Source organism: Hymenobacter sp. AT01-02 (genome assembly GCF_000961955.2).
Lineage (GTDB): Bacteria > Bacteroidota > Bacteroidia > Cytophagales > Hymenobacteraceae > Hymenobacter > Hymenobacter mucosus.
This window is the reverse complement of sequence record NZ_JZIR02000071.1, coordinates 54,227-67,308: the sequence shown is the minus strand read 5'-3', so window position 1 is coordinate 67,308 and position 13,082 is coordinate 54,227. Positions and strand designations below refer to the sequence as shown.

The following is a 13,082-nucleotide window of genomic DNA, read 5'->3' as shown; positions in this document are numbered from 1 at the left end:
GACCTGGGTTGGGGAAAAGAAAAATGCTAACTTAGCTAGCGAAAGTAGAGCGCGGAAAAGGCCAATTTTCTGTGTTATTTTACCTCAAATTTGATTACCGATTTCATGGCTGAAGAACAAGTACCTGCTACCCCCGACCACGGCTACACCGAGGACAGTATCCGCTCCCTGGACTGGCGCGAGCATATCCGGCTGCGCCCGGGCATGTACATCGGCAAGCTCGGCGACGGCACCAGCTACGATGACGGGATTTATGTGCTCGTGAAGGAAGTCATTGATAACTCCATTGATGAGCACGTGATGGGGCACGGCCGCACCATTGAAATCAAGATTTCGGAGCAGCGGGTGCAAGTGCGCGACTATGGCCGTGGCATCCCGCTGGGCAAAGTGGTGGAGGTAGTAAGTAAGATCAACACAGGTGGCAAATACGACTCGAAAGTCTTCCAGAAGTCTGTGGGCTTAAACGGGGTCGGGACCAAAGCGGTTAACGCCCTCAGCAATTACTTTTTGGTGCAGAGTGTACGCGAGGGGATGATGAAGTCGGCGGAATTCTCGCAAGGAGTCCTCACCAGTGACCCCAAGCCGGTGAAAACCAGCCAGCGGAACGGTACGCTGATGACCTTCCAGCCCGATGAGTCGATTTTCCGCAACTACCGTTTCATTCCGGAGTACCTAGAAAATCAGATCTGGAACTACGTTTACCTGAACGCCGGACTGACCATCAACTTCAACGGCCAGAAGTACTACTCGCAGAACGGCCTGCTGGACCTATTAGCTCGTAAAGCCGATCCGGAAAGTCTGCGCTACCCCATTATTCACCTTAAAGGGGAGGATATCGAATTAGCCCTTACCCACGGCAATGACTATGGGGAGGAGTATTACTCCTTCGTGAACGGGCAGTATACTACCCAAGGTGGTACGCACTTGGCCGCCTTCCGCGAGGCGGTAGTGAAGACACTGCGCGAGTTCTACAAGAAGGATTTCGATGCGGCGGATGTTCGGGCCAGCATTGTAGCAGCCATTTCGGTGCGCGTACAGGAGCCTGTGTTCGAGAGCCAGACGAAAACCAAGCTTGGCTCAATCAACATGGGGCCGGATGGGCCGACGGTACGCGGGTTCATTCTGGACTTCGTAAAGGAGCACCTCGACAATTACCTCCACAAAAACCCAGCTGCGGCAGAAGCTCTCAGAAAGCGCATTGAGCAGAGCGAGCGGGAGCGCAAGGACATGGCGGGGGTGAAGAAGCTGGCCAACCAGCGTGCCAAGAAAGCCAACCTGCACAACCGCAAACTTCGGGACTGCCGTTTGCACCTAGACGAAACCAAAAACGAGGAAAAGGCACTGCTGACTACCTTGTTTATTACTGAGGGTGACTCTGCTTCGGGCTCCATTACAAAGAGCCGCAACGTAGAAACGGAGGCTGTCTTTTCCCTGCGTGGTAAGCCCCTGAACTGCTTTGGCCTGAAAAAGAAGATTGTATACGAAAACGAGGAATTAAACCTCCTGCAGCACGCCCTCAACATTGAGGAAGGCATTGAGAACCTGCGCTACAACCGCGTGGTAATTGCCACCGATGCCGACGTGGACGGTATGCACATCCGGTTGCTGCTGCTGACGTTCTTCCTGCAGTTCTTCCCCGATTTGGTGCGCAACGGGCACGTGTACATTCTGGAAACGCCCTTGTTTCGCGTCCGCAACAAGAAGACGACTATCTACTGCTACAACGAGCAGGAAAAGCAGACGGCTATGCGCCAATTGGGTCGCAACCCCGAGGTGACGCGCTTTAAAGGGCTAGGCGAAATCAGCCCCGACGAGTTCGGTAAGTTCATTGGCGACAACATCAAACTGGAACCCGTTATTCTACAGTCCGACCGCTCCATTCAGCAGGTGCTGAACTACTACATGGGTAAGAACACACCAGCCCGGCAGGAATTCATCATCGAAAATCTGCGTTTAGAGAAAGATCTGGTAACGTCTGATGTATTGCCGCTGGCTGAAGTAGCCGAGGCTGATCTGGCGTAGCATACTGGGCGGTGGGGTTTCGCTGCCGCCCAGTACGATGAGCCTAGCTTTTTAACCTTCTTCCTCGCTGATAACCAGGAGGTAGGAGAGAGGTACAAGAACAATAATTGTGGCAAGTGCCACCCCCTACTGTGTCAGAAGAAACGAACCCCCAAGACCTAAACCACGACGAGCAACCGAACCTGTTTGGGGCCGGCGACTCCATTGAGTTTGGGTCTGCGCCGCAAAACCCGGCGGATATGGACGCGGAAGATGCCGCGGCGGCCCAGTCTGTAGTGAGCGAGGCTGGTGAACTGTTGCTGGCTGAATCGTCGGACGAGGTGCACACCGTGACCGAGCCGGAAGCTGTGACGGAAGAAGCCGAGGAGGAGCCCAAGTTTGCGCCCGGCGAAACCATTCACGACGTAGCTACTGTGAATGGCATGTACCAGAACTGGTTTCTGGATTATGCTTCCTATGTGATTCTGGAGCGCGCCGTGCCGGCTATTGAGGACGGCCTGAAGCCCGTGCAGCGGCGCATTTTGCACGCCATGAAGGAAATGGACGATGGCCGCTTCAACAAGGTAGCCAACGTCATTGGGCAAACTATGCAGTATCACCCCCACGGCGACGCCTCCATTGGCGACGCTATGGTGAACCTAGGCCAGAAGGATTTGCTGATTGAAACCCAAGGCAACTGGGGCGATATCCGGACGGGTGACGGTGCGGCTGCCCCGCGTTACATTGAAGCCCGCCTGAGCAAGTTTGCGCTAGACGTGGTGTTCAATCCTGACATTACGGAATGGCAAATGAGCTACGACGGCCGTAAGCGCGAGCCTACCACGCTACCCGTGAAGTTTCCTTTGCTGCTGGCCCAAGGAGTAGAAGGCATTGCAGTGGGCCTGAGTACCAAGATTATGCCCCACAACTTTCGTGAGTTGTGCAAGGCTAGCATTGACGTGCTGCGGGGCAAGGATATCCAGCTATTCCCGGATTTTCCCACCGGGGGTCTCTGTGACGTGAGCAACTACAATGGGGGCCTGCGCGGCGCCAAAATTCGTCTGCGCGCTACCATTGAAAAGGCCGACAAGACCATGCTGGTCATTCGTGACATTCCGTACGGCACCACCACCACGGCGCTGATGGAAAGCATTGTGAAGGCGTCGGAGGCCAATAAGATCAAGATCAAGAAGGTGGTCGATAACACGGCGGCCCAGGTAGAGATTCAGGTGCACTTGCCCACGGGCGTGAGCCCCGACCTCACCATGGATGCCCTCTACGCCTTTACTGATTGCGAAATCAGCATCTCACCCAACACCTGCGTGATTATCGAGGATAAGCCGCGCTTTGTGGGGGTAGAAGATATGTTGCGCCTAAGCACTCAGAAAACACTGCGCCTGCTGGAGCGGGAGTTGGAGATTCGCCAGGATGAGTTGCAGGAGAAGTGGCATTCGGCTTCGCTGGAGAAGATTTTCATTGAAAACCGTATCTACCGTAAAATCGAGGAGTGCGAAACCTGGGAGGAGATTCTCCAAACCATTGATGCGGGCCTGAAGAAATTTGTGCGCATTGAGGGGGAGAAGTCCAAGGCCAACGACACCCGTATTGTACTGCGGCGTGCCATTACGGAGGAGGACCTCACACGCCTGACAGAAATTCGCATCAAGCGCATCAGCAAGTACGACGGCTTTAAGGCCGAAGAGTTTATCCTGAAGCTGGAGGCGGAGCTAGCCGAAGTAGCCGACCACTTAGTGAACCTTACCCGCTACGCCATCAATTACTTCGAGGGCTTGCTGAAGAAGTACGGTACAGGCCGGGAACGGAAAACGCAGTTGCGCACCTTCGACGTGGTAACGGCTCAGAAAGTAGCCGTGGCCAACCAGAAGCTCTACGTAAACTACCAAGATGGCTTTGTAGGGTACGGTCTCAAGAAGGACGAGAAAGCCGTAACCGTATGCGACTGCTCGGACCTGGACGATATCATTGCTATCCGCCGCGACGGTACCTTTGTGGTGTCTAAAATTGCTGAGAAAACCTTTGTTGGCAAGGACATTCTCCACGTGGGCGTCTACAATAAGAACGACGACCGTCTGGTGTACAACATGATTTATCAGGATGGCACCTCGGGCATCAGCTTTGCCAAGCGTTTCCTGGTCACGGGCATCACTCGTGATAAGGTTTACGATCTGACTAAAGGCACTAAGGGCACGAAAGTGCTCTACCTCACGGCTAACCCCAACTCGGAGTCGGAAATTGTGAGTGTGCAGCTGTCGGATAAAGCACCAGCCCGCGTAAAACTGTTTGATTTTGACTTTGCTGAGCTAGCCATCAAAGGCAAAGGCTCCATGGGTAACATCGTAACTAAGCAGCCCATCAAGAAAATTAAGCAGGAGGTTCTGGGCGACTCCACCCTGGGCGGTCGGGAAGTGTTTTTCGACAACGTAGTCGGACGCCTCAACCATGCTGGCCATGGCCGCTACCTCGGTGCTTTCGATACAGAGCACACCATTTTGGTGGTGTACAAAGACGGTACCTACGAGGTAAGGGCTCCTGAGCTAATGCATCACTTCGATGTACCCAACATCATGGTGCTTCGCAAGCTGGAAGCAGATACGGTCATCAGTTGCGTATACGTAGAAGGGGAGTCGAAGACGCACTATGTGAAACGCTTTAAGGTAGAAACCAGCACTCTCGATAAGCGTTTTATCTTTATTTCGGAAACCAAAGGCTCGAAGCTTGTGTGCGCTACCTGCCACCCTGAGCCACAGGCCGAAGTGAAGCTACAGCGCGACAAGAAAGCCGACAAGGAAAATGAGCACCTTCACCTCCACGAGTTTATCGACGTGAAAGGGTGGAAGGCCATGGGCAACAAACTGAACTACTTCAAAGTGCACGGTGTAGCTCTACTCACCGATGAAGGCCCAGAGCCTCAGCGGCGCGAGGTAGCTAAGAAACGTGGTCCGGCCACCATTCCGCGGCCCAGCGCCGCCGCTTCCCCTCCCGAACAGGCTCCCTTACCCGAGCTAACAGGCCCAGTAGATATTTCAGAGGCCGATATTGCCCAGGCCCAGGCCGTGCTTAAAACACCGAAGTCCCAGCTCAAGCTATTCTAAGATCGAAAGCCCCACCTGCTATACGGGTGGGGCTTTCTTTTGTGGGATGGGTAGCAAGCATACACCTAAACGGTACGGTTACCGTTGTGCTAATGATTTCAAGGAAAAACCCCAGCTTTGTGGGGTTATCGTGCTCTATGTTGCGCTCAGGTTGTTTTTCGGTACTACTTAGGGTAGGGATGGGGCTAGCAGTTGCCTTTCCGGCGCAGGCACAATTGGCTACCTCCGTGTCGCCGGACACTCCGCCCGATGCCTCGATAGCAAAGCTGCTGACCGAAGCACAAACCTTGCAAACACAGTACCACGAGTCGGAAGCGTTGGCTAAGTACGAGCAGGTATTAAGTAAGGCCCCCGCTACCTATGAAGCGCTGTGGCAGGCCGCCGTGCTTAGTGTGCGAATAGGAGCGCGCTACACCGATGAAACCCGGAAAGCCGCGTACTTCTCAGCTGCCCGTCTTTACGCCAACCGGGCGCTGGTAGTAAAATCCAACGGTGCAGAAGGGCACTACGCGGAGGCCTTGGCCCTGACCAGCCAGGCCACCTTACTAACCGCCCGTGGTCGTTTGCTGGCCTACCGCGAAATGAAGCCTCACGTGTTCATGGCCGTGGCGCGCCGCCCCAATTGGGCCGACGCTTGGCAACTGCTAGGTCGGTGGCACTACCGTGTTGACCACTACAGCCTACTAGAGCGCATCTTCAGTCGGCTGTTCCTAGGCGGTACGCCTAGTGGTGCTGGTACCCGCAAAGCCATTGACGCCCTAGTACGGGCCCATGAATTAGATCCGAAACGCATTCAAGTGTGCTATGACCTTGCCCGCGTCCATCTCAATCAAGGGCAGCGCAGTAGGGCCGTAGCCGTGCTACAGGAAGCCGTAGCCCTTACGCCCGTAACAGCCGAAGAGCTAGAAATAAGTCGGCGCTGCCGACTCTTGCTGGCCCAGTTGAACCGTCAGCTCCACCGGCAAGTCCAACGCTACATCCGTAGCAAAAACTAAAGGACTATAGTAACACCTAAGGTTTTCTACTCCCCGGCAAAACAGGGTTGCTGTAGCTGCTATGTACCTTTGCTGATCTATGCGCTGTTCTCGTTTTCACTTTCATCTTTCCCGCCTCGTCCGCCACTGCCTTTTGCAGTGGTTGCCCGTGGTAGGCTTGGCGCTCAGTACCGGGTGCGGGCAAGAGCCCGACGAGCAGCCTGAGGTTATGATTAATCTAGCGACGGTGCAGAGTGGCCCTCAAATACAAGCCGCCGAACTAGACGGCGCTATTACTCGCCAGCCCCGCAATGCGTCCCTCTACGCTCGGCGGGCGGCTTTCCGCCTTGATGCCGGACAGGTAGCGCCAGCCCTCGAAGACATCAATCAAGCGCTGGAATTAGATGACAGCCCTGGCGAGTTCTACTTCATTAAGTCGCGCGCTTTGCGGGCGCAAGGACGGTTGCAAGCTGCCCTAGACGCCGCAAACCAAGCCTCCCGGCGCGGCTTTTCCTCTCCCGATCTTAACCTGCTGGTAGGAGAAACCCACTTGGCCGCGCGGCACTACCAAGAAGCCCTCGACCAGCTTGACCGCGCCTTGCAGCAAGAGCCCGATCATAGTGCGGCCTTGTTTTATAAGGGTATTGCCTATGTAGGACTGCAAGATACGGTTCAGGCCCTGGACTACCTCCGAGCTAGCCTCGCTCGCGACCCCCAACAGCCGGAGACGCTACACCAACTAGCTTTTCTCTCGAATGCTTTCCGGCAGCCCGATAAAGCAGCTGTTTACGCCGCGCGAGGCCTGAAAATTGCCCCAACGTATGGCCCATTGTGGTACGACTATGGTCGGCAGTTTGAGTTACAAAACCAGCCCGATAGTGCCGTGCGTAGCTATGTTCGCACGGTGCAGCTCGATACAACCTTCTACCGCGCCGATTATCGTATTGCGTTGACTGCGTTCAAGAGCAGACGCTACGCTCAGGCGGTGCCCCACCTGCAACGGGCCCTGCGCCGCTCGCCTCGGCTAGTAGGAGCCCGACAGATGTTGGCAGAGAGCCTGGAAAGCCTCGGCCGCTACCCCGAAGCTGCCGATCAGTATCGGCTGCTGGTAGCAGAATATCCCGGTAACCGGCACTGGACCTATAAGGCCTGGAAAGTAGGAAATCGGGCGAAAGGAGTTGTTGTAGACGAGACCCCTCGGCAGGCTGTGGAACCTATCGAACCCATTACAGTGGAACGGCCAGGTACAGGATTATAGTTAAGTACGTGGCCCCATTGCCCTCAAATTAAGCCAAGCTTATTGGTTTAAGCCTGAATGGGCGTGGAGAGCAAGGAGGGGATTTCCGCTGCGCTAGCAACTAGAAACTCCTAACTTGCGGCCTCACGGCTGTTTGTATAGCCATTATTAACCCACACATGCTCAATATCACCCTCCCCGACGGCTCAGTGCGCCAGTTTGTAGATGGCGCCACGGGCTACGACGTTGCAGCCGGCATTAGCGAAGGCCTTGCCCGTAATGCTCTCGGCGTACGCGTCAATGGCGAAGTGCGCGACCTGCACCGCCCCATTGAACAAGATGCCAAAGTTGAAATTCTGACGTGGAATGATACCGATGGTAAGTCGTCGTTTTGGCACTCTTCGGCTCACCTAATGGCCGAAGCGCTCGAAGCGCTGTACCCCGGCGTGAAACTGGGTATTGGTCCGTCCATTGAGAACGGCTTCTACTACGACATTGACTTAGGTGAAGGCCGCGCCATCTCTACCGAGGACTTTCCGGTTATTGAGAAGAAGATGCTGGAACTAGCTAAAAACAAAAGCAAGTTCGAGCGCCGTTCAGTAAGCAAGGCCGATGCTATTGCATACTTCACCGAGAAAGAAGACCCCTACAAGCTAGATTTGCTGGAACGCCTTGAGGATGGTTCCATCACATTCTATCAGCAGGGCGACTTCGTGGACCTCTGCCGAGGGCCGCACATTCCAGACACTAGCCCTATTAAGGCAGTAAAGCTCCTGAACGTAGCTGGTGCTTATTGGCGCGGCGACGAAAAGAACAAGCAACTCACACGTATCTACGGCATTACGTTCCCCAAAGCGAAGGAGCTAACCGAATACCTAGAAAAGCTGGAAGAAGCCAAGCGCCGCGACCACCGCAAATTGGGCAAAGAGCTGGAGCTGTTTACCTTCTCTGAGAGAGTAGGGGCGGGGCTTCCGCTGTGGCTGCCCAAGGGCACTGCTCTGCGCGAGCGGCTTGAGCAATTTCTGCGTCGGGCGCAGATGAAAGCTGGCTATCAGCCCGTCGTGACACCTCATATCGGCGCCAAAGAGCTGTATGTAACGTCGGGCCACTACGAGAAGTACGGTGCCGACTCGTTCCAGCCCATTAAGACGCCAAACCCGGGCGAGGAGTTCTTCCTCAAGCCCATGAACTGTCCCCATCACTGTGAAATTTACCGCAGCAAGCCTCGCTCATACCGCGACTTGCCCGTGCGCTTGGCCGAGTTCGGCACAGTGTACCGCTATGAGCAAAGCGGTGAGTTGCACGGCTTAACTCGGGTGCGCGGTTTTACGCAAGACGACGCCCATATCTTCTGTCGGCCCGATCAGGTGAAGGAAGAGTTTCTCAAGGTAATTGACATCGTGCTTTATGTGTTGAAAGCCTTGGATTTTCCGGATTTTACAGCCCAGATCTCACTGCGCGACCCCGAGAACAAAACTAAGTACATCGGTTCCGATGAAAACTGGGCCCGGGCTGAAGCCGCAATTCAGGAGGCCGCTGCTGAGAAAGGACTTAGCACCGTAACCGAACTTGGAGAAGCAGCCTTCTATGGTCCCAAGCTTGACTTCATGGTTCGGGATGCCTTAGGCCGGAAGTGGCAGTTGGGTACCATTCAGGTAGACTATAACCTGCCCGAGCGCTTTGACCTGGAGTATGTGGCGCCTGACAACTCTCGCCAGCGGCCAGTCATGATTCACCGTGCTCCGTTTGGTTCGCTAGAGCGCTTTGTGGCGGTGCTAATTGAGCACTGCGGTGGTAACTTCCCCCTGTGGTTGTCGCCCGAGCAGTTTGCGGTATTGCCAATCTCAGAGAAATACCACGACTACGCTCAGCAAATCTACGACCGGTTGCAAGCGGCAGAGCTACGTGGGCAGGTAGACCACCGCGACGAGAAAATCGGTCGCAAGATTCGTGACGCCGAAGTTTCCAAGATACCCTACATGCTGATTGTAGGAGAGAAGGAGCAGGAAAACGGGGTTGTTTCCGTGCGCAAACACGGGGAGGGCGACCTTGGATCCATGCCCGTGGAAGAGTTCATCCGCAGCTTCCAGCAGCAGGTGAACGATATGATGGATGGTAAAACTGCTTAAGTAAGCGCGGTAAGCAAGATAATCCCAAGCTAAACGGACATCAGGTATAGAACTGGTTCGTTGGGCTTGGGGTTATTTTAGCATCTATAGCCAATTTTATATAGTCTTTCTTGAGGTTGTAGAAAAAATGGCGGATATTTGCCCGCTAGTTGAACCCATTGGATGCGTTCTGCGTCCAGACCAACTACAGTAGAAGTCGACTTTCACCTAAAGGAGAACTAGCCATAGCTACCCCAAACCGCCGCTATATCCCTCGCGCCCAAGTCGAGGAGCCGTTTAAAATCAATCAAAAGATTACGGCCCGTGAAGTCCGCCTCGTTGGCGATAACATCGAGCAGGGCATTTACCCCACTGAGCAGGCCCGTCGCATGGCTCAGGAGCAGAATCTCGACCTAGTAGAGATTTCTCCTACTGCTGTGCCCCCCGTATGCCGCGTCATCGACTACTCGAAGTTCAAATACGAGCAGAAGAAGAAAACCCGCGAGCTGAAGGCTAAGCAAACGAAAGTAGTCATCAAGGAAATCCGCTTCGGACCCAATACAGATGACCACGACTTTGCTTTCAAACTAAAGCACGCACAGGAGTTTCTGCGCGAAGGTGCCAAGATCAAAGCTTACGTTCACTTTGTGGGTCGTAGCATTGTGTTTAAAGAGCGCGGCGAAATCTTGCTACTCAAGTTTGCTCAGGCCCTCGAAGATCTTGGCAAGGTAGAGCAACTGCCCAAGCTGGAAGGCAAGCGCATGTTCCTTTACTTGGCTCCGAAGGCAGTAGCGCCAGCAAAGGCTGCTAAGCCTGCGGCTGCACCTAAGGAAGCAAAGCCCGCTGAAAATAGCGCCGAATAAGCTTATTCTAGGGCTTTAGCCCTATTTCACGCTGGCGCACCGGCCCTAGGCAGCCGACCGCCGCAGTTTTTCACCTTTTACCACCACCACAATGCCGAAAGTAAAAACCAAGTCTGGTGCTAAGAAGCGTTTCTCGCTGACTGGCACGGGCAAAGTAAAGCGCAAGCACGCCTTTAAAAGCCACATCTTGACCAAGAAAACCACCAAGCAGAAGCGTGCTCTCACGCACGTTGGTCTGGTTAGCTCGGCCGACATGAACCGCGTAAAGGACATGCTCAACATCTGATTGGTTTGTGCCTCTTAAGAAATGAGTGCCAGTAAGATTATTTATGGCACTCATTAATAGGGGCTAAGCCAACAATCAATTTTTCACCAGGCGTCCGGCTGAGACGAAAGCTGCGGTAAAAAATCCGCCGCCGGCCGCCAAAAACAAACAGGTTATGCCAAGAAGTGTCAACCACGCGGCCTCGCGCCACCGTCGGAAAAAAGTAATGCGTTTGGCGAAAGGCTATTATGGCCGTCGCAAAAACGTATGGACCGTAGCGAAAAACGCTGTTGAAAAAGGTCTGTTGTATGCTTACCGTGACCGTAAAACCAAAAAGCGTGAGTTCCGCGCTTTGTGGATTCAGCGTATTAACGCTGGTGTGCGCGAGTATGGTTTGTCTTACTCTCAGTTCATGGGTGGCCTAAAAAAGGCTGGTATCGACTTGAACCGTAAAGTTCTGGCTGATCTCGCCCTGAACCACCCCGAAGCCTTCAAAGGCATCGTAGAAAAGATCAAGTAGACTATTCTTTTATAGCTGCTAAACAAAGCGCCTGACCAATATTGGTCAGGCGCTTTGTTTTTAACGGCTTCGCCGCCAAAATGCTCTTCACAGCTTATCTGTCAGTATCAATGTAGGTTTAGTAAGCTCATATTTCTACTACCTTATGTTGATATATGCTAGCTATTATAAAGGCAACTTACCATAGTTTTTGATTGCTCAAACATCAGCGTGTATTGACCTTGTCTTTGAGCGATGATTCAAATTTGCAACGACGGGAAAGGGAGAAGCAATTCAGTTGAAGCAGCGCTAGGTGAACCAAAAGCACTAGGACTCCAACCCTTATATGGTCTTGGAGCGTCGTCTCAAGCCGCAGATTTGAAGAAAGACTATTCAGCAGCGTATCACCGCTTTATTGCAAGCCGTTGATTATACAGTTTTTAGAACAGATCATGCGCTGTAGTATGGGTGCACTATACAAATGAAGTGCTAGAGTATTGGGAAGGTAGTAAGGTGCTATCGAGATACTAGCTATTTGACGGAGTTGCTTGCCCTCAGCTAGGATTGTAGGTTTGCACAATGACAACTAGATACCGCGTCTATTATGAAAATGCTGTTGGTCGTGCCGTTGATGACCCATTAGGCTTTGCTCGACTAACTTACCAACCCGGCACGCGTGATGCGGAAGCTATGGCGGCGTTGTTAGGGCACGTGACCCGTTTGTTGGCGAAACGAGGGGATGGGTGCTTGCTAGTTGATCAGCGCTTGATGTCGCCGTTTACACCAACCGAACAAATTTTCGTGATCCAGCAATGGCTACCACGCGCGGTAGCCGAAGGGAGCTACCGATTTGGGGCAGTTGTGTTAGCCGAAAATGCGTTTGCGCGCTTGGCTACGCGTAGTGTAACCACGGCCGTGCGCGATATGCCTATGCTCTACCAGTACTTTGAACAGGAAGTAGATGCAGTTGCTTGGCTGCTTCAGCAGAAGCAACAAGCGCAGTTAGGACGGACGAAGTAATCTAGTGTCGCGTATTCCTTTACATATCACTAGATAAGCTAGAGCGAGCAGTATCTACCAGAACATGTTGCGGAGTCCAATGTACAGAAGCTCGACAAACCGTATTCGTCTTGATACCCCATTGTGCCTTAGTCACAAATTACCAGAATGACTTCTGGTGCGCGGCGCTATCTAGCTATCGTTATACAACTAGTGGTAGGCCACTTGCTGCCTAGTACGGAAGCTAACCTTCGCCCCTTTTCTATTCAGGAGTAGGATGCTTGTTGGGTGGCAAGGGGCAAAATACCGCTTGTTACCAGGTAAAGAACCTTGTTATTAAGCGCGCAAACCAACTACGTCCCGGGCCGGAATAGTCACCTTCGGTAGTTTTGCTTTAGTTGAAGGCATCTCGGTACAGGTGGCTAGCTGTTACTTAGTGATTAAAAGTGGCGGGTTGACTGCCACGGTTAAACGAGTACATCTTCCTTCTCATATGTGCGACGGAAGGCATAAACTTGCCGCGCATCCTCGGTTGCGACGGTCGTGAAGCTTCCCAGCCAAATAGCGGCGGAACGCTGACGCAAGCCAATAAATTTTGGTGCCAAGTAAATAAGTCCTTATTGAAACCTACCTCGTCGGGAGGGTGAATGCCTTGGTCTAGGTTGTGGGTTTCGGCTACGTACTTTTGTTCGGCCCACACCATGGGTTTGCGGTAGTAAGGGCAATTGCTACTCTACAAGCCGGCTTCGTCGCCGTAGAAAAGCATGGGGCTCCCACGTATAAGAGGCGGAAGGCCGCAATCAGTTTTTGCTTCTGTAGCTGAGCGTCCGTGGGCTTATGGGCGGTAGTCCCGGACTTCCTTGTGGCCAGAGGCATAATCGCCCTCCCATGCTCTCGACCAACGGACTCATTGGTGGAAGGTGGCTAGGGCCCCCGGCATATCGCGGGCGTTGAATGCTGCGTACGCTGTTCGAACCATGTCTCGATACGATGCTATACGAAAGAGTTGAGGGAATATCTTGG

General features: G+C 53.4%; 10 protein-coding genes. 9 read left to right on the top strand and 1 reads right to left on the bottom strand.

The window, feature by feature from the left end:
* Positions 1-105: 105 nt before the first annotated feature.
* The 9 genes from VI25_RS18330 (at position 106) to VI25_RS24835 (ending at position 12,080) form a co-directional block, all read left to right on the top strand.
* On the top strand, positions 106-2,022 hold the full coding sequence (locus tag VI25_RS18330) for a DNA topoisomerase IV subunit B (RefSeq protein ID WP_045688695.1): 1,917 nt from the start codon (positions 106-108) through the stop codon (positions 2,020-2,022).
* Positions 2,023-2,261: 239 nt separating this feature from the next.
* The gene (locus VI25_RS18325; RefSeq protein ID WP_082455674.1) at positions 2,262-5,114 is read left to right on the top strand and encodes a DNA gyrase/topoisomerase IV subunit A; all 2,853 of its coding nucleotides are present in this window, start codon (positions 2,262-2,264) and stop codon (positions 5,112-5,114) included.
* 179 nt (positions 5,115-5,293) lie between these two features.
* On the top strand, positions 5,294-6,109 hold the full coding sequence (locus tag VI25_RS18320; protein WP_045688689.1) for a tetratricopeptide repeat protein: 816 nt from the start codon (positions 5,294-5,296) through the stop codon (positions 6,107-6,109).
* Between the two features lie 79 nt (positions 6,110-6,188).
* The gene (locus tag VI25_RS18315; protein WP_082455668.1) at positions 6,189-7,346 is read left to right on the top strand and encodes a tetratricopeptide repeat protein; all 1,158 of its coding nucleotides are present in this window, start codon (positions 6,189-6,191) and stop codon (positions 7,344-7,346) included.
* Positions 7,347-7,504: 158 nt separating this feature from the next.
* Positions 7,505-9,454, top strand: coding sequence for a threonine--tRNA ligase (thrS, locus tag VI25_RS18310; protein ID WP_045688687.1), 1,950 nt, complete (start codon positions 7,505-7,507; stop codon positions 9,452-9,454).
* A gap of 224 nt (positions 9,455-9,678) precedes the next feature.
* Entirely contained in the window at positions 9,679-10,296 is a 618-nt protein-coding gene (gene infC, locus VI25_RS18305) for a translation initiation factor IF-3 (RefSeq protein WP_072144859.1), read from the top strand.
* A gap of 91 nt (positions 10,297-10,387) precedes the next feature.
* Positions 10,388-10,582: a 50S ribosomal protein L35 gene (rpmI, locus tag VI25_RS18300; protein ID WP_045688686.1), complete on the top strand. Its 195-nt coding sequence runs from the start codon at positions 10,388-10,390 to the stop codon at positions 10,580-10,582.
* 154 nt (positions 10,583-10,736) lie between these two features.
* Positions 10,737-11,081 carry a 50S ribosomal protein L20 gene (rplT, locus tag VI25_RS18295; RefSeq protein ID WP_045688685.1) on the top strand — a complete coding sequence of 115 codons (345 nt, stop codon included), beginning with the start codon at positions 10,737-10,739 and terminating at the stop codon, positions 11,079-11,081.
* Between the two features lie 558 nt (positions 11,082-11,639).
* Positions 11,640-12,080, top strand: a complete 441-nt coding sequence (locus tag VI25_RS24835; RefSeq protein ID WP_152981693.1) for a hypothetical protein — start codon at positions 11,640-11,642, stop codon at positions 12,078-12,080.
* Between the two features lie 446 nt (positions 12,081-12,526).
* Here the strand turns inward: VI25_RS24835 and VI25_RS25260 are convergent, their stop codons facing one another.
* Positions 12,527-12,664 (bottom strand): hypothetical protein, encoded by a 138-nt coding sequence (locus tag VI25_RS25260; RefSeq protein WP_161806977.1) that lies wholly within the window; start codon positions 12,662-12,664, stop codon positions 12,527-12,529.
* Positions 12,665-13,082: the final 418 nt, after the last annotated feature.

Coding starts and splice junctions, on each gene's coding strand:
- VI25_RS24835 (WP_152981693.1), top strand. CDS start 11,640: ATGACAACTAGATACCGCGTCTATTATGAAAATGCTGTTGGTCGTGCC.
- rpmI (WP_045688686.1), top strand. CDS start 10,388: ATGCCGAAAGTAAAAACCAAGTCTGGTGCTAAGAAGCGTTTCTCGCTG.
- thrS (WP_045688687.1), top strand. CDS start 7,505: ATGCTCAATATCACCCTCCCCGACGGCTCAGTGCGCCAGTTTGTAGAT.
- VI25_RS18320 (WP_045688689.1), top strand. CDS start 5,294: ATGGGGCTAGCAGTTGCCTTTCCGGCGCAGGCACAATTGGCTACCTCC.
- VI25_RS18325 (WP_082455674.1), top strand. CDS start 2,262: ATGGACGCGGAAGATGCCGCGGCGGCCCAGTCTGTAGTGAGCGAGGCT.
- rplT (WP_045688685.1), top strand. CDS start 10,737: ATGCCAAGAAGTGTCAACCACGCGGCCTCGCGCCACCGTCGGAAAAAA.
- VI25_RS18330 (WP_045688695.1), top strand. CDS start 106: ATGGCTGAAGAACAAGTACCTGCTACCCCCGACCACGGCTACACCGAG.
- VI25_RS18315 (WP_082455668.1), top strand. CDS start 6,189: ATGCGCTGTTCTCGTTTTCACTTTCATCTTTCCCGCCTCGTCCGCCAC.